At 69.2% G+C, this 15615-nt stretch carries 14 protein-coding genes; 5 read left to right on the top strand and 9 right to left on the bottom strand.

The window, feature by feature from the left end; translation table 11 throughout:
• Positions 1-1516, top strand: a 1516-nt coding sequence (locus FB559_RS43535; RefSeq protein WP_141964107.1) for an ice-binding family protein, incomplete at its 5' end; no start/stop codon positions are given.
• Positions 1517-1606: 90 nt separating this feature from the next.
• On the opposite strand, the gene FB559_RS43530 is transcribed toward FB559_RS43535, so the two are convergent.
• Positions 1607-2482: a hypothetical protein gene (locus FB559_RS43530; RefSeq protein ID WP_141964105.1), complete on the bottom strand. Its 876-nt coding sequence runs from the start codon at positions 2480-2482 to the stop codon at positions 1607-1609.
• Positions 2483-2823: 341 nt separating this feature from the next.
• Between FB559_RS43530 and FB559_RS43525 the strand changes: the two genes are divergently transcribed.
• The gene (locus FB559_RS43525; protein ID WP_141964103.1) at positions 2824-3402 is read left to right on the top strand and encodes a dihydrofolate reductase family protein; all 579 of its coding nucleotides are present in this window, start codon (positions 2824-2826) and stop codon (positions 3400-3402) included.
• Here the strand turns inward: FB559_RS43525 and FB559_RS43520 are convergent.
• The 3 genes from FB559_RS43520 to FB559_RS43510 all read right to left on the bottom strand — a co-directional run bounded on the left by FB559_RS43520 (position 3384) and on the right by FB559_RS43510 (position 5730).
• A complete protein-coding gene (locus FB559_RS43520; RefSeq protein WP_141964101.1) occupies positions 3384-4094 on the bottom strand; it encodes a helix-turn-helix domain-containing protein in 711 nt (236 codons plus the stop codon). The genes FB559_RS43525 and FB559_RS43520 overlap by 19 nt on opposite strands.
• A gap of 164 nt (positions 4095-4258) precedes the next feature.
• A complete protein-coding gene (locus tag FB559_RS43515) occupies positions 4259-4723 on the bottom strand; it encodes a hypothetical protein (RefSeq protein WP_141964099.1) in 465 nt (154 codons plus the stop codon).
• Positions 4720-5730 carry an NAD-dependent epimerase/dehydratase family protein gene (locus FB559_RS43510; protein WP_141964097.1) on the bottom strand — a complete coding sequence of 337 codons (1011 nt, stop codon included), beginning with the start codon at positions 5728-5730 and terminating at the stop codon, positions 4720-4722. The genes FB559_RS43515 and FB559_RS43510 overlap by 4 nt, the downstream gene beginning before the upstream one ends.
• A gap of 184 nt (positions 5731-5914) precedes the next feature.
• Between FB559_RS43510 and FB559_RS43505 the strand changes: the two genes are divergently transcribed.
• The 3 genes from FB559_RS43505 to FB559_RS43495 are packed head-to-tail and all read left to right on the top strand — an operon-like array spanning position 5915 to position 9028.
• The gene (locus FB559_RS43505) at positions 5915-7237 is read left to right on the top strand and encodes an O-antigen ligase family protein (RefSeq protein WP_141964095.1); all 1323 of its coding nucleotides are present in this window, start codon (positions 5915-5917) and stop codon (positions 7235-7237) included.
• Positions 7234-8079: a class I SAM-dependent methyltransferase gene (locus FB559_RS43500; protein ID WP_141964094.1), complete on the top strand. Its 846-nt coding sequence runs from the start codon at positions 7234-7236 to the stop codon at positions 8077-8079. Before FB559_RS43505 ends, FB559_RS43500 begins: the two co-directional genes overlap by 4 nt.
• A 28-nt stretch (positions 8080-8107) precedes the next feature.
• A complete protein-coding gene (locus tag FB559_RS43495) occupies positions 8108-9028 on the top strand; it encodes a glycosyltransferase family 2 protein (RefSeq protein ID WP_141964092.1) in 921 nt (306 codons plus the stop codon).
• Between the two features lie 22 nt (positions 9029-9050).
• Here the strand turns inward: FB559_RS43495 and FB559_RS43490 are convergent, their stop codons facing one another.
• The 5 genes from FB559_RS43490 to FB559_RS43470 all read right to left on the bottom strand — a co-directional run bounded on the left by FB559_RS43490 (position 9051) and on the right by FB559_RS43470 (position 15518).
• Entirely contained in the window at positions 9051-10412 is a 1362-nt protein-coding gene (locus FB559_RS43490; RefSeq protein WP_141964090.1) for a lipopolysaccharide biosynthesis protein, read from the bottom strand.
• A gap of 4 nt (positions 10413-10416) precedes the next feature.
• On the bottom strand, positions 10417-12339 hold the full coding sequence (gene asnB / locus FB559_RS43485) for an asparagine synthase (glutamine-hydrolyzing) (protein ID WP_141964088.1): 1923 nt from the start codon (positions 12337-12339) through the stop codon (positions 10417-10419).
• Positions 12327-13499, bottom strand: a complete 1173-nt coding sequence (locus tag FB559_RS43480) for a glycosyltransferase (protein ID WP_185792772.1) — start codon at positions 13497-13499, stop codon at positions 12327-12329. The genes asnB and FB559_RS43480 overlap by 13 nt, the downstream gene beginning before the upstream one ends.
• A 52-nt stretch (positions 13500-13551) precedes the next feature.
• Positions 13552-14439, bottom strand: a complete 888-nt coding sequence (locus tag FB559_RS43475; RefSeq protein ID WP_141964084.1) for an FkbM family methyltransferase — start codon at positions 14437-14439, stop codon at positions 13552-13554.
• Between the two features lie 149 nt (positions 14440-14588).
• Complete coding sequence (locus tag FB559_RS43470; RefSeq protein WP_141964082.1) at positions 14589-15518, bottom strand: hypothetical protein; 930 nt, start codon at positions 15516-15518, stop codon at positions 14589-14591.
• Between the last annotated feature and the right edge of the window lie 97 nt (positions 15519-15615).

Genomic DNA, 15615 nt, shown 5'->3' with positions numbered 1-15615 from the left:
GGTCACTCTCGACGGTCAAGGCGACCCCAATGCCGTCTTCATCATCCAGATGGGCTCGACGCTCACCACCGCCTCGAACAGCAGGGTGAGGCTGATCAACCGCGCTCAAGCCGCCAACGTGTTCTGGCAAGTGGGAAGTTCTGCGACGCTGGGCACGAACTCGATCTTCGTCGGCAACATCCTCGCCCTGACTTCCATCACGGTGACGACGGGCGTAAAGATCTTCGGTCGAGCGCTGGCCCGCAACGGGGCGGTCACACTCGACACGAACATCATCAGGTCCACGGCAGGTGAGCCGACGAACATTGATGGCTTCCCCTACCTGTACGACCAGACCGGAACCGGCGGAGGTCCGAAGGTATGGGTCATCGGCCACCACGGCTACACACCGATGACGGCGCCGAAGATCTTTTGTACCGACGCGGCCACCCAGGTGCCTTGCCCGGACAAGAATGGAACCAAGGCATTCCCCATGCCACTGAACACCCAGCCACTGCCATTGGACACCGACACTCCTGGTGACGTGGCGACCACCGAGGTCCCGCAGTTCGTACCGGATCCCTCGGGGACGAGGATCTTCTATCCCGTCGTCACCCGCACGCCGTTTCCAGGATTCCCGGGCGGTTCGGTGGGAGCAGGGTGTGTGGACCTGCAGAATCAGCTGAACTGCGCCTACACGCCGCTCGCGGCCTTGACCAACACGGCCGGGCAGAGCAACGTCAACGGCCTGGCCGGGTTCGTCGCCGTGGGCACCAACCTCTACGGCACCACGACCAGCGGGCGGGAACTCTGCATGTCCACGGCCACCCTGACTCCCTGTCCGGGCCAGCCGTTCGCCACTAACACGCCGCCCAACGACGACAGGGCCGGCCTGGGCCCGACCGACTTCATCGGCAGCAAAGCCGCCATCGGCGGACGGGTGTACACCGCGTCCAACGGCCCCGACCCGAGCACCACGACCGTCACGCACGCGCCGGCTCTCACGTGTTTCGACCCGGCGACCAACGCACCGTGCGCCGGCTGGGGCGTCAAGGTACTCACCACCGCATCGGACGCCTACGTGGCCACAGCGGTCTTCCCCGACTACGACGCGGGCGGGACGGTCGTGGGTGTCTGCACCGTCACAGGCAAACGCACCACGCAGCAGCCGACGGTGAACTGTTACGACTTCAGCGGCAACGTCGTGACACCGCCACCGGGCCTGGCCGGTATGTTCCCGGCCGGAGGCACCGGCAGCGTGATCTTCCCACCCACGAATCTCACGGTCGGCGGCGATGTACGCAGCTATCTGCCCTTCTACACACAGGACAACGTGTATCCAGGAAACACGCTCTGCTACGACTGGACCGTTCAGGCGGCCTGCCCGGGATTCCCCCCGGTCGACGGGCATCCCAGTGTCAACGGTGGCGACACCCACGACTATGGGTACGCGGGCACTGCCGCCTGTCTCTACGGCACCGGGGACCGCCGCTTCCTGTTCACCGTGGACACGGTTACCGGAGCAGCCGAATGCTGAGAGCCACGACCGGCCGGGGAGAGTCTCCCGGCCGGTCGATGTCGCCCATATCTCACTCCCGCGTTGTACGCAGGTGCGGGAGAGCTGCCGCTATGCGGTGCAGTTGGGCACTGCGGGAGCGCTGCCGACGCAGTTGTTGAGGGTGTTGGCGCTGATCGGCGAGCTGGTGGTGGTCATGGTGCCGCCTTCGCGATAAACGCCGCCGGCGTTCAGGACGGCATTGTTGGCGGTCACGGCGGTCTGCGTGAGAGTGGTCGCGGTGGAATTGGCGGCGATGATGCCGCCGCCTCTTATCGCCGCGGTGTTTCCGGTGATGGACATCGGGCTGCCGGAGACACCGGTGGTGGTCAACGTTCCTCTGCGGCCGTTGTAGATCCCGCCGCCGCTGACGAGGGCGCTGTTTCCGGTCACCGAACTTCTGGTGAACGTCGCGGCGGGCGCGGTCCCGGAGGGGGTGTCGGCGTTGGCCAGGCCACCGCCGTTGAGGGTGGCGGTGTTGCCACTGAGGCTGCTTCCGGTAAGGGTCACGGCGCCGCGGTTCAGAATGGCGCCGCCGTTCCCCACGGCGCTGCCGTTGGTGAGCGAGACCGCCGTGGTGAGGGTCAGGTCACCGGTCGGGCCGACCTCGGCGATACGGAAGGGCAGGAGTGAACTACGCGTGATCGTGGCCGGGCCGATCATTTCGATGGGAGTGGTGATGAGCGGTAATGCGTTGGCCAGCCCGTCGTGGCTGGAGGTCATTCGGTAGGTGCACCCCGAAGCCAGGGTGAGCGTGTCTTTGGCAGCGGTGGAATTGGCGAGGTCGACTGCTGCGACGAGAGCGTTTTCGCTGCATGCCACGGGGATGGATGTGGCCCACGCCGAGGGCGTGAGGGTGACCATGCCGCCGGTGATGACGGCGGCTCCAACCAGGGTCTGGATGATGGTTCTGTTACGTCGCATGAGGCTTACCATCTGCTTTTCCACGTAATTGGGAAACAATCAATAGCCGGAACGGTTATCATTAAACATGATAACCGCGCGAAATGGCTCGCGGGCCGCGGGAAAGTTATGATCATCTTTGTCGCAGCGTGCCGGCGATGGCATCTGACGCTCATCGTGCAATTGGTTTGCCGAATAATTCGCCAAGGGCATTTAAGGTGTTAGACTCGGCGACCGATCTTGAGCATTTCACCGTCGGGAAAGACTGCCGCGGTCACGACGCGGGCGACGTCTTCGGACCCGCTGTCGTTTCCGTCCAAGACGGCCGCCGCGGCCGCGATCTAGCGTGGACCCGGCAATTCGCCCGAGGATGAGGAGACGGCACCGTGCGCAACTTGGTCTACACCGGTTTCATGTCGCTCGACGGCGTTGTGGACTCGCCTGGTGGCGGGGATGGGGAGGAGCACCGCAGCGGCGGATGGGTGGTCAAGGACCTCGAGTTCGTCCCAGAAGCCTGGTCGCTGAAGGGCGAGGAGCTCACCGACACGACGGCACTGATGTTCGGCCGTCGCAGTTACGAGGCGTTCGCGCCGTTCTGGCCCGGCTCGGAGGACCACGCCGGCTACAAGGAGATGCCCAAGTACGTGGTGTCGGCCAGTCTGTCCGACGACGCCCTCGTCAGCGGGTGGGGGCCGACGACGATCCTGCGCTCGACCGAGGACGTCGCCGCGATCAAGGCGGGCGAGGGCGGCGCGATCTTCATCCACGGCAGCGCGGAGCTGGCCCGGCGGCTGTCCGACGCGGGCCTGATCGACCAGTACAACCTGCTCGTCTTTCCCGTGCTGCTCGGTGCCGGGAAGAGTCTGTTCGGCCGGGCCGACCGGGACAAGCACATGCTGACGCTGCGGGAGTCCGAAAGCTACTCGAACGGGATCCTGAAGCTCGTCTATGACGTCAAGCGCTGATCCAGGTCGAGGGCGATCGCGCCACCGGTGCCCTCGCGCAGCTGCCTGACGGTGCGTCCGACGTAGGAGCGCAGTGCCCGGGCCAGGTGCGGCTCGTCGAAGTAGCCGAGCTTGGCCACGACGTCGGCGGCCGGGTCGCCGGCGGCCAGCAGCTGCGCCGCGGTGCGAGCGCGCTCGATCTGCCGGACGGCGCCCTGCGTCAGTCCGGTCGCGGCGCGGAACCGGCGTTCGACCGTGCGTCCCGAGACGGCCGGACGGTGACCGCGCAGCACGTCGGCGAGGAGCGGGTCACGGACCACGATCCCGGCCCGGACGAGACTCTCGACCAGAGCCTCGGCGTCGTCGGGGTCAGGCGTCTCCCAGCGCGCACCGTCCAGCCGGAAGGTCCGGCGCGTGGTGTCGGGAAGGGTGATGCCGCCGTCGACGAGCGCCGGCGTGGGCACGGTCCGCAGTGAGGTGCCCACGGCGAACTCGATGCCCGTGAAGGCCGCGCCGTCCGGCACCGGCGCCGTGCCGGTCCGGGTCTCGGGGCCGGTGATGGCCGCGTACGCCCGGCCGGCCTGTTCCCAGAACACCAGGCCCCAACGCACCCCTGCGACGGACGTCATCGTGGTGACCTGCTCGCTCGTGCATGTCCACACGGTGTCAACCCACGGCGAGTCCGAGTCGCGCGTCCTGAACCGCAGTCCCACGGGGCAAAGAATACGTCGCTTCGCGTTCTCCGTGGCTCATCCGGCCATGTGGCTCCGCGTTACGGCAGGCCGTACGGGGGGCCGCACGTGGTGGGTGAGCCACGCCGAGAGCCGGCGGCAGAGATCGGCCCCGATGAAGCCGGCACCGCCGGTGACAAGGACTCTCAACGGACTCCCTCGTTCTCCCGCGCGGCCTGCCGCCCGTGTTCTTCGGCGGTGGAGGCGTGGACCCCGGCGACCTCGGACACGACACGGCCGCGCCGGCGACGCACGACGCCGGACGGGCGGCCGGGACGGCGGGAGAGCGCGGCGACGAGTTCGTCGCGTACCCGCGCGCCGGCATCGACGAGCCGGTCGCGTACCCGGGCCGACATCCGCCTGGTGGCCGTCACCGGCCGGGTCCGGGCGGGGGAGAGGTGCCCGTGCGGCCGGTGACCGGCGTCATGCGTGACGTCGGGCGCGCGAAGGCCGAGGTGGCCGGTCTCTCCGAGCTCGGCGAGACCGGTGGGGAGACGCTGGTCGAACAGGTCCAGCCCGTACATGGGCACGCTCGCCCCCGGCGGCCCGCCGATGTTCATCCGCGCGATGACGCGCATCACGCGGATGCGCTCTCTGGGCGCTGATGTCACGGAGAGACCAGATCGGGATGGGGCTTCTCCTCCAGCCGGGCCTCGGCGATGGCGTCGGTGAGGATGTCGGCAAGGGAGTACTTCGGCGCCCAGCCGGTCAGCTCTCGCAGCTTCGTGGTCTCGGGGACCCGGCGTTGCATGTCCTCAAAGCCCGGCCCGTACGCCTCGTCGTAGGGGACCAGCTGGATCCTGGACTTGCTCTCGGTGCACGCGATGACCATCTCGGCGAGCGTGCGGATGCTGGTCTCCTCCGACGAGCCGACGTTGAACGTCTGCCCGATGGCCGCGTCCTCGTCCAGCAGCCGCAGCAACGCGTCGACCACGTCGAGTACATGCGCGAAGCAGCGGCTCTGGCGGCCGTCGCCGAAGACCGTCAGCGGCTCGTCGCGCAGTGCCTGCTGGACCAGGCGCGGGATGACCATGCCGTACGCCGGGCTCTGCCGCGCGCCGACGGTGTTGAACAGCCGCACCACGATCGTCGGCAGGCCGCGCTCGCGGTGGAAACAGTTCGCGAGGATCTCGTCAACGGCCTTGGCCGTGCTGTAGGCCCATCGCACGATTGTCGGGCTGCCCAGGATCTGGTCCGCCGTCTCGTGCAGCGGACCCAGGGAGTTCTTCCCGTAGATCTCCGAAGTGCTGGTCATGAGGATCTTACGGCGGTACCGATGCGCCGCGTCGATCACGACCTGGGAGCCGCGGATGTTGGTGGTCAGCGACTTCAGCGGCTGTTCCATCACCAGCCGGACCCCGACCGCGGCCGCCATGTGGACCACGACGTCGCACTGGTGCACCAGCTCGTCGACCATCAGCTCGTCGAGTACGGAGCCGTGAACGAACCGGAAGTCCGGTGACCGGCCGGCTTCGTCCAGGTTGGTCAGCCGCCCGGTCGTGAGGTTGTCCAGTGCCACGACCGCGTCGCCACGATCCAGCAGGGCATTGACGAGATAGGAGCCGATGAAGCCGGCCCCGCCCGTGACCAAGTACCTCGCCTGGGTGCTACCGCCCATGACACGCCTCTCAAGACTGTTGGTGACCGCTCCAGGACGATCACTCTCCGTGCTTGTATGATCACATGAGAGTCGAGCGTGATGATCAAAAAGTTGGTCATCCGCAGGCTACGAGCGAGGGAACCTCCGGGCGGATGATCAAGGATGAGGCGTTCTGCGGAGACGGGCGGCGGAAGGTGACGGCGTGACCGCCACGGTCGCGCGTCCCGCCCTGGCCGCGTACGCCGCGGCCCGTGCACCGCTGTTCGCGCCGCCGGCCGCCCTGCTTCTCACCGTCATGATGCTGAGCCGCCCGCAGCTGAGCGCGCTGGCCGTCGGTGCCATGGTCCTGGGCCTCATGGCCGTCTCCGGCCCTGGCAGCGGGTCGCTGTGCCTGGTCCCGGTCGGCCTGCTCGGTGCGGTGCAGACCGGCGGCCCCGTCCCGGCACTGGGCGGCATCGCCGCCGTGACGGTGGCGGCGGTCCTGTCGAGCAGACCGGTGCGAACGCCGGTGGTGGGCACGACCGGTCCGCGGATCTACGACGCGCCGCACCGCTGGATCGCCGTCCTGGCCGTCCTGCTGCTCGTCAGCTTCTTCTTTCCGGCCGAGCGGTCGGACCCGTCCTCGATCCCCGACATCATCGGGCTGTTCGCCGGTCTCGTTCTTCTCTCCGCGACCACCGCGTCTCCTCCCTCGCCCGGTGGCGTCGCGCGCGTCACGGCGGTCGCCGGCAGCCTCGCGAGCGCGTATGTCCTGGTCGTCGGTGACCACGCCGACGGCCGGCTCGACGGCCTGGGCCTCAACCCCAACTACCTCGGGGCGATGCTCGTACTCCCGCTCGTCGCGGCCGTCGGCCTGACTCGCCGGACCCGCCGGACGGGCTGGCTCGTGCCCGCCGCGATCTGCGGCGCGGGGATCGTCGCCACCCAGTCACGAGGGGCCTTCCTCGCGTCCGTCGCGGGGATCGCCGTCGTCCTTCTGCAGGGCCGCTCTCTTACGACCAAGGCGCTGAGCGTCGTCGTCATGGCGGGGGCCGGCGCCGTACTCCCCGGGATCTTCGGCGCGGCCGAACATTTCGTCACCGGCCGGCGTCCCGCCGCACAGCTGACCAACAACAACGACGCGCGCGAGCACGCCGCGCGGTTCGCGGCGGACGTCGCCGTCGCGCACCCGCTCCGCGGCATCGGGTACGGCCTGTTCCCCTCCCATGCCGCGAAGTCGCCCGGCCTCGGCCTCTACATCGCCACGCACGACGACTACCTCCGGCTCGCGGCCGAGTCCGGGGTGATGTCCCTCGTCGTCTTCCTGGCCCTGTTGTGGCTGGGCGTGCGGGGCCGCCGGCCCGATGACCTGGCCGTGCTGCGGGCGGTCGTCATCGCGTACGCGGCCGGGCTGTTCTTCGCCAACCAGTTGGCGAACCTCGTGGTCAGCATGCCGTTCTGGCTGTCGCTGGGCTGTCTGCTGGCCTCTCCTCCCCGGTCACCATTCGATCGCATCGGATCATCGCGAGGAGAGCAGGAGACATGATCGACAGCCAGGCCGAGATCAGCGCGGGCGAGCGCTTCGCGTTCGGCCGCAACTGGTGTGACTTCATCGAAACCGTCGACGAGCCGAGGATCGCCGTGGCGACCGAGTCGCTCACCGGCGCCCTGGGCGTCAGCGACCTGTCCGAACGCACGTTCCTCGACGTGGGGTGCGGCAGCGGGCTGTTCTCACTCGCGGCGCACCGTCTCGGGGCCGAGGTGCGGGCCTTCGACTTCGACGCGGACTCCGTGGCGGCGGCGAACGCCATCCGCGACCGGTTCGCCCCGGACAGCGCGTGGACCGTGGAGCGGGGGTCCATCCTCGACGAGGACTTCGTCGCGACGCTCGGCCGGTTCGACGTCGTCTACTCCTGGGGCGTGCTGCACCACACCGGCGACATGTGGCGGGCGATGGACCTCCTTTCCGGTCTCGTTGCTCCGCGCGGCCGGCTCTACCTTTCGATCTACAACGACCAGGGGTTCGAGAGCCGGGTGTGGCGGGCCGTCAAACGGCGCTACAACAAGTCCGGTCCATTGATGCGGAACGCCCTCGTTTTCGGCAGCGCCGCCTACCTGTCCCGGCGGCGCCTGGCGAAGAAACTCCTGAGACTGACCGGTCATCCCGTGCCGTCGCCGTCCCGCGCGCCGCGGGCGCGAGGGATGTCGGCCCGGCACGACCTCATCGACTGGGCGGGCGGCTATCCGTTCGAGGTCGCCAAGCCCGAGGCGGTCTTCGCGTTCCTGCGTGAGCGCGGGTTCGAGCTGTGCCACCTGAAGACCTGCGGCGGCGGTCTCGGCTGCAACGAGTACGTCTTCCAGCGCCCCGCGCCCCACCAGCCGGTGTGATCGTGTCCACGGAAAGTGAGGGCCGGGGATGCTCGTCTCCGTGATCACCGCCACCTACAACCGCGCGGGCACCTTGCCGGCGCTCTTCGCGAGCATCGTGGCGCAGGACGCGGACGTGGAGTGGGTGGTCGTCGATGACGGCTCCACCGACGACACCGCCGAGCTGGTGAGCGCGATGGCCGAGTCCGCGCCGTTCCCCATCCGGTTCCTCCGGCAGCCGAACCGCGGAAAGCACGTGGCGCTCAACCGCGGCATCCCGATGGCGCGGGGGAGCATGGCCCTCCTCATCGACTCCGACGACGCGCTGCTGCCCGGCGGGCTGGGCCGGCTGCTCGACCGGTGGCGGGAGATCCCGGCCGGACTGCAGGACGGCTTCTTCGGGGTGGTCGGCCGGTGCGTCGACGAGACGGGCCGGCGGATCGGGGACCGCTTTCCCGGCCGCCGGCCGATCGACTGCAACTGGCACGACGCCGTCTATGTCCACCGGGCCCGCGGCGATCGGTCCGGCCTGTTGCGCACCGACGTCCTGCGCGCGCACCCGTTCCCCGAGCCCCACGACCGCTCGTTCGTGATGGAGGGCATCATCTGGCGCCAGATCGGGCGCCGGTATCTCACCCGCTACGTCGACGATCCGCTGGTGCTCGTCAACACCTCCGGGCACGACCGCCTCACGCGGCGGCCGCTGGGCGAGGTCGGCGCCGCGCTGCGGGACTACCACGCGGTCGTGCTCACCCAGGACATGCCGTGGTTCCGTCATTCGCCGGCGTTGTTCATCCGCGCGGCCGTGCAGTACGGCCGTCTCGGCATGGTCGAGCGGATCCCGTTGCACCGCCAGAGCGCGGAGCTGTCCGGCCCGGCGCGTCTCCTCTGGGCGTCCACGCTGCCCGTGAGCACCCTGCTGTGGCTGCGGGACCGTCGTGGGCGGAGCGGAAGCAGATCCAGGTCGTGACACGGTGCGAAGGGCGGCCCGGTCAGCCCGGTGGTCTTCCTGTCCGTCCGGCATGTGCGCCGTCCTCCTGGCGGGACGGGCCGCGCCGCAGTGCGGCGGTGAGCGCGGTGACCAGCCGTACCGAGACGACGGCCAGGTAGCGAAGCTCGGCCGGTCCGGGCACGAGCCGCCGGTACGGCACCCCGGTGACGTGGACGAACCACGCCGTCTGCAGAGCGGCCAGCGCGCAGTAGCCGGCGCTGGAGGCGAGCGCGCATCCGACGATTCCCCACATCGGGATCAGGAGCAGGTTCAGCGCCACGTTCGCCACCAGCACGCCGAAGGCCAGGCAGGACGTCACGAGCGGCCGGTGGAGACGCAGCAGGAAGCTGCCGAGCGTTCGCGTCGCGCCGAGTGCGACCAGGCCCGGCGCCAGGGCGAGCAGCGGGGAGAGGCTCCCGGCGAACGCCGAGCCGTAGACCAGCGGGATCAGAAAGGGCGCCGCCGCGCACATCAGCCCGACCGAGCCGGCGGCGAGCAGTGTGGCCAGCCGTGTCGTACGGACCGTCAGCGCGGTCGCGGAGTCGTGGTCGTCGCCCATCTGCTGGTGCAGGGTCACCTGCGCGACGGAGTCCGCCGCCGTACGGGTCAGGTCCATCAGCATGACGGCCACGGAGTAGAGGCCGACCGCGGTTCTCGACGTGAGCGCGTTGAGGATGAGGACGTCGACCCGCAGCAGGAGGTAGAGCGAGATATGGCCGGGGTGGTATCGCAGGCCCATGCCGATGGCCCGGCGGGCCAGGGCCCGGTCCCGGTCGCGGAACCTGGGACGTACGGCGGACATCGCGACGACCGCCGGCACGGCCGCGGACAGCGTCCACATGACGATGACCCAGCCCAGGGTCAGCATTCCCGCCACGGTCAGCAGGACCAGTGTCCCGCAGTAGACGCCGACGGCGAGGAGCCCTCCCCAGTTGACCACGCCGATGCGGCCGCTCAGGACCAGCACGTTGTTGAGGAGCGTGCCGGACAGGTTGCACGGGATCGACAGCAGCGCGACCAGCAGGAGGCCGTATCCCGGCACGGGCAGGATCGAGGGGTCCAGGGCCGTGACCAGGGCGGTGCCGACGGCGCACACCCCTCCCATGCCCAGGCCGAGCAGGAGGGCGTTGGCCGCGATGGCCCTGCGGCCGGCCGCGCGGGACCACAGCGACGTGTGCGCCGACTCGACGGACAGGTGCGCCAGGATCAGGGCGACCGTCGCGATGGTCACCAGCACGGTGTACGCGCCGCGCCGCTCCGGCCCGAGCTCCCGCGTGACGAAGACCGTCGAGAGGGCACCCAGCGCGAACTTGGCCGCGCACGTCAGCATCGTTTGCGATGCCTGCCGCGCGGAGGCGCTCACCGCGTCATGGCGACAGCCGTTGCTCGTCGGCCACGTCGTGGTCCGGTGAACTCGGGCGTGCGGCGTCGAGGAACATCCGGTGCCACAGCTCGAACTGGATGAGCGCCCAGATCCGGCTGCCGTGGTCGTGGCCCTCCCCGTGTTCGACGAGGAGCCGGGAGACCGCCTCGGGCCGGAAGAGACCGCGCGAGCGGGCGGTCCTGTCGGTCAGCACGTCCCAGGACAGGTCGCGGAGCTCCGTCCGCAGCCACGTCGCGAGGGGGATGCCGAATCCCATCTTCGGGCGGCTGACGAGCTCGGGCGGCAGCCAGTCGGCCACGGCCTTCTTCAACAGGTACTTGGTCGTGCCGGACCGGATCTTCAGGTCGGTGGGGAGTCCGGCGGCCCACGCCATGAGGTGGTGGTCCAGGAACGGCGAGCGGGCCTCAAGAGAGTTGGCCATCGTCGCGATGTCCATCTTCACCAGCAGGTCACCGGGCAGATACGTGTTGACGTCGACGTCGATGAAACGGCCCACGTCGGAGTCCGCCCTCGACGCCGCGAATGCCTCGTCCATCAGCGTGTAGCTGTCCAGGCCCGCGAGTCGTTCGCGCATCGCGTCGGTGTACAGCATGTGCTTCTGCTCGGGCGTGAAGTAGGACATGAGGCGCGCGTAGCGGCGTGGGCCGGGATGCCCGATCAGCTCCAGCACCCGGCCCGCTTTTTGAAGACGCGAACCCGGCTCGCCGTGTGCGGCGAAGAATTTTCCGGTCCCGATGAGGAGGGGCCGCATCCGCCTGGGGACGCCGACGCGCTGGGTCCGCGCCATCGCCAGGTAGCGCCGGTACCCGCCGAAGCACTCGTCACCGCCGTCCCCGTTGAGCGCGACGATGACGCGCTCGCGGCTCATCCGCGCCACGTAGAAGCTCGGGATCGCCGAGGAGTCGGCGAACGGCTCGTCGAAATGCCAGGCCAGCGTGGGTAGCACGTCCAGGGCCGACGGGGTGACCACCATCTCGTGGTGGTCGGTGCCGTACATCTCGGCGAGCATGCGGGCGTAACGGCGTTCGTCGAAGCGGTGCTCGTCGAAGCCGATGCTGAACGTCTTCACCCGCTCGCCGCTCTGGCGGGCCATCGCCGCCACGACCGCGGAGGAGTCGATCCCGCCGGACAGGAACGCACCCAGCGGCCGCTCGCTGACCATCCGGATCCGCGTCGCCTCCAGGAGGAGCTCGCGAAGCCGTTCGGCCTCGTCCTCCTCGCTGGTCACCCGGCGGGGAGTGAAGTCGAGGCGCCAGTAGCGGCGGATCTCCTGGACACCGTCCTGCCAGACGAGCAGGTGGCCCGGCTCGAGCTTGCGCACGCCCTGGTAGATCGACCAGGGAGCCGGAACGTACTGGTAGGTCAGGTAGTGGTGCAGTGCGACCGGGTCGACCTCGCGCGGCATGGCGGGGTCCTGCACGAGGGACTTCAGCTCCGAGCCGAAGGCGAGGGAGGTGCCGTCGGCCCGCCAATACAGGGGCTTTTTGCCCACGCGGTCACGGCCGAGCAGCAGCCGTTGCCGCTTGGCGTCCCAGATGGCGAACGCGAACATCCCGCGGATCCGGTGGACGAGGTCGTCGCCGTACTCCTCGTAGAGGTGCACCAGGCACTCGGTGTCCCCTTCGGTGGTGAGACGGTGCCCGCGCCGCCGCAGCATGTCCCGCAGCGCGGCGAAGTCGTACAGCTCGCCGTTGAAGACGGCCGAGATCGTCCGGTCCTCGTTGTAGACGGGCTGGTCGCCGCCGGCCACGTCGATGATCGCGAGCCGACGCATGCCGAGCGTGGCATGCTCGTCGTCGTGGAAGCCCGCGCCGTCGGGGCCGCGATGGACCATCGCGTCGCACATCCGGCGGACGAGCGCGGCGTCGGGAGAGCTCGCCGAGACGATTCCCGCTATTCCGCACATCGGCGCTCCAACAGCTCCCGGTAGAGGGCCACGTGCCTGTCGACCATCGCGTCCACGTGCAGGCGCTCGCGGCTCCAGGCACGCGCCGCGGCTCCCAGGCGCGCCGCTAGCGCCGGATCGGCGAGCACCTGCCCGAGCCCGTCGGCCAGCGCCTCGGAGTCGGAGGGCGGAACCAGGATGCCGCGGCCGCGCAGGAGTTCGCCGGTGCCGCCGACCTCGGTGGCGACGACCGGGAGACCGGCCGCCATCGCCTCCATGACGGCGTTGCTCATGCCCTCGTGGAGAGAAGGAAGGACCGCGACGTCCGCACGCGCCAGCAGCGCCTCGACGTCGGTGCGGGTTCCCAGGAAACGTACGTCGATCTTGAGCCGTGCCGCCTGCTCCTCCAGCGCATGGCGTTCCGGCCCCTTCCCGACCAGGACGAGCGTGCACCGCAGGTTCCGGTCGTGGAGCCGCGCGACGGCCTCGAGCAGAAAGCGGTGGCCCTTGTAGACCTTGAGGTTGGCCACGCAGAGGATGACCGGTGACTCGGCGGGCAGCCCGGCGGGGGCCGCCGCCTCGAACGCCGAGTCCGGCAGTCCGTTGTACACGGTCGTGATCTTGTCGGGCCGTACTCCCTCGTTGCGGATCGTGTCCTCGGCGACGGACTCGGCGTTCGCCACGAGGTGGTCGGTGATGCTCGTCGCGACACGCTCGATCGCCAGCAGCACCCGGCGGCCCTCCTTGAAGTCACCAAGGCTGCGGCGGCCGGCGACCAGGACCTTGACCCGGGCCAGACGCGCGGCGGGCGCCGCCGTCACGTAGCTGTGGTAGAGGAACGCGTGTAGGACGTCGGGTCGCTGCCGCCGCAGGTGGCGCACCAGACGGGCGAAGGCGGCGATGTTGCCCGGCAACTTCCTCAGCACGGTGGTGCTGGAGGGGAACCCCAGGTACACGACGGGCACACCGGCGGCCTTCAGCACATGCTCACGCGGGCCACCCTCGAACAGCAGGCACACGCTGGTCTCGATGCCGCGGGCCTGAAGGCCCTGGGCGAGGAGCACGACCTGCTTCTCGGTGCCGCCGAGGCCGAGTTGCCCGATCAGCAGGCAGACACGGGACAGCGGGACAGCGGGAGACGAGGACGGGCGGTCGACGCCGCGCAGCGGGCGGGATGTCATGGCGCGCTCAGGGACCTGGGCTCGTACGTCGCCGTCGCTTCGCGCATGAAAGTCAGCCATTCCGCATCACCCGGTCCGTCATCGGCTCGATCGTGAAGAGGTAGTTGGCGGGCCTGAACGGCCGGTCCGTGGCCGTCACCGGGCCGTCGGCGCCGAGGTGGTAGACGTGCTGGTATCCGAGCTCCCGCGTCGAGTGACGCAGTTCGCGCAGCGCCTCCGGGTCGAGACACTCGGCGATGATCTTCGGGTGATGGGTGCGGAGCACTCGGGCCATGCCTCGCACGACCTCGCTCTCCAAGCCCTCGACGTCGATCTTGACGAGACCGACACGGAGGCCGTCCAGGACCACGTCGCCCGTCGTGACGTCGACGTTCACGACCCGGTCGCCGGGCCGGGAACCACGCAGCGACGCCGTCGAGTCGTCACCGGGAATCGCGAGACTGGCGGTTCCGGACCGCGCCGACAGCGCCTTGCCGATGACGGTGACCCGATCCGCGATCCCGTTCGCGGCCACGTTCGAGCGCAGCTGCGGCAGCTTGAGAGGGTTCGGTTCCACGGCGACGGTGCGCAGCCTCGGGTTGGCGGCGCAGGCGAGCAGGGTGTAGACGCCGGAGTAGGCGCCGACGTCGACGAACACCTCCGCCTGCCGGGCGAGATGGAACAGGACCGGCTGGGTCCCCGCCTCCCAGTCCCGCATGTCGGTCCATACGATGTGGCGCGCCAGCCCGTCATGCGGGTAGGCGGAGTCGTAGGCGAACGGCGTGCCGTCCGGCGCGTGCAGGGTCCACAGGCCCGACGGATGCAGGTGCCGCCAGAACGCCCGGGGTACGCACCGGCGACGGGCCGCTCCGCGAACCAGTGCCTGCAGGCCGGGCGTACGCCAGAGCACGCGGTCACGTGTCGTCTTGGCGAGCCCGCGCCAGGCCTTGGTACCTTCCACGCGTTTCCCCCTCCATGAGTCGCTCGGTGACGTGACGCCGTCGCCACGTGTCCGTACCTCCGGTCAGGGGTGACGGAAACGGTCGCCGTCACTCCTGACCGGAGGGCCGTCGCTCGCCCACGAAAATGGGGTGTGGACGAATTCGCGGCTTAGTTGAAGCAACCCGCGACGGTGTTCAGCGGAACGCAGTTGTTCGGCACGTTCCCCTCGACGAGGCTCGCGATGAGCGCCACCCGGTTGGGAATTCCCGCATTGCTGATACCACCGCCGCCGGCGGCCGAGTTGTGTTTGATCATGGAGTGGATGGCCACCAGCCTTCCGTCGGTGGCGTTGTAGACCCCACCGCCACCGGCGCCCGCGCTGTTGTCGTCGAAAACGCTCCGGGACAGCTCGGTCCTGCCGCCCTGTCCGTTGTAGACGCCGCCGCCATTGGTGTTGGCGTGGTTGCCCGTGACAAAGCTCTTTGCCACTAGAAGGGAACCATCGTTGTAAAAGCCGCCACCACCCCCGCCGTTACGCGTGGTGTTGTCGCGAATGAGACTGTGGCTGACGAGGACCCGGCCGCTGTCATTGGAGACACCGGCCCCGCTGTCCGCCATGTTGTTCGTGATCCAGGCGTGGATGAGCGCCACGTTGCCACGAGAGTTGAGAATGCCGCCGCCGGTGTCATTGCCCGGTATCGTGCCGTCGGCCTCTCCACCGGAGATGGCGAGGTTCCGTACGCCCAGTACGGCGCCGGCCTGCACCTCGATGATGCGGAAACGCGGGGCCGACGGCGGCCGGCTGATCCTGGTGAACCGCCCTCCGGCGAGGACGATGTTGCCGTGGATGACCGGCAGGCCGTCCGGCCCCCGCCCGCTCCCCGCGGCGCTCGTGAGAGCGTAGTCGCAGAACGAGGCCAGCCGGAGTACGCCCGACCCGGCCAGGTTCGCCGCGTTGACGGCGGAAATGAGGGCCGGCGTGCTGCAGGGCACGAATGTGACCGGTGCGGCCAGCGCGGTGGACGGCGAGACCGCCACCCCGGCCTGTAGCAGTGCGGCGGCCGCGACGCTCCCGGCCACCTTAATGACTGAACCCATCGGACTCCTTCGTGAATATGGACAAGACTGGGCAACTAAGCGTGTAACACACAGTCAATAGATAGGGAAACATCACGCGGGCTAGAGTGTCGCCGCA

This window comes from Actinoallomurus bryophytorum (genome assembly GCF_006716425.1).
In the GTDB taxonomy this organism is placed as follows: Bacteria; Actinomycetota; Actinomycetes; order Streptosporangiales; family Streptosporangiaceae; genus Actinoallomurus; species Actinoallomurus bryophytorum.
This window is presented reverse-complemented; position numbering and strand designations above follow the sequence as displayed.

Coding starts and splice junctions, on each gene's coding strand:
- FB559_RS43510 (WP_141964097.1), bottom strand. CDS start 5,730: ATGGGCGGTAGCACCCAGGCGAGGTACTTGGTCACGGGCGGGGCCGGC.
- asnB (WP_141964088.1), bottom strand. CDS start 12,339: ATGTGCGGAATAGCGGGAATCGTCTCGGCGAGCTCTCCCGACGCCGCG.
- FB559_RS43480 (WP_185792772.1), bottom strand. CDS start 13,499: ATGACATCCCGCCCGCTGCGCGGCGTCGACCGCCCGTCCTCGTCTCCC.
- FB559_RS43470 (WP_141964082.1), bottom strand. CDS start 15,518: ATGGGTTCAGTCATTAAGGTGGCCGGGAGCGTCGCGGCCGCCGCACTG.
- FB559_RS43500 (WP_141964094.1), top strand. CDS start 7,234: ATGATCGACAGCCAGGCCGAGATCAGCGCGGGCGAGCGCTTCGCGTTC.
- FB559_RS43495 (WP_141964092.1), top strand. CDS start 8,108: ATGCTCGTCTCCGTGATCACCGCCACCTACAACCGCGCGGGCACCTTG.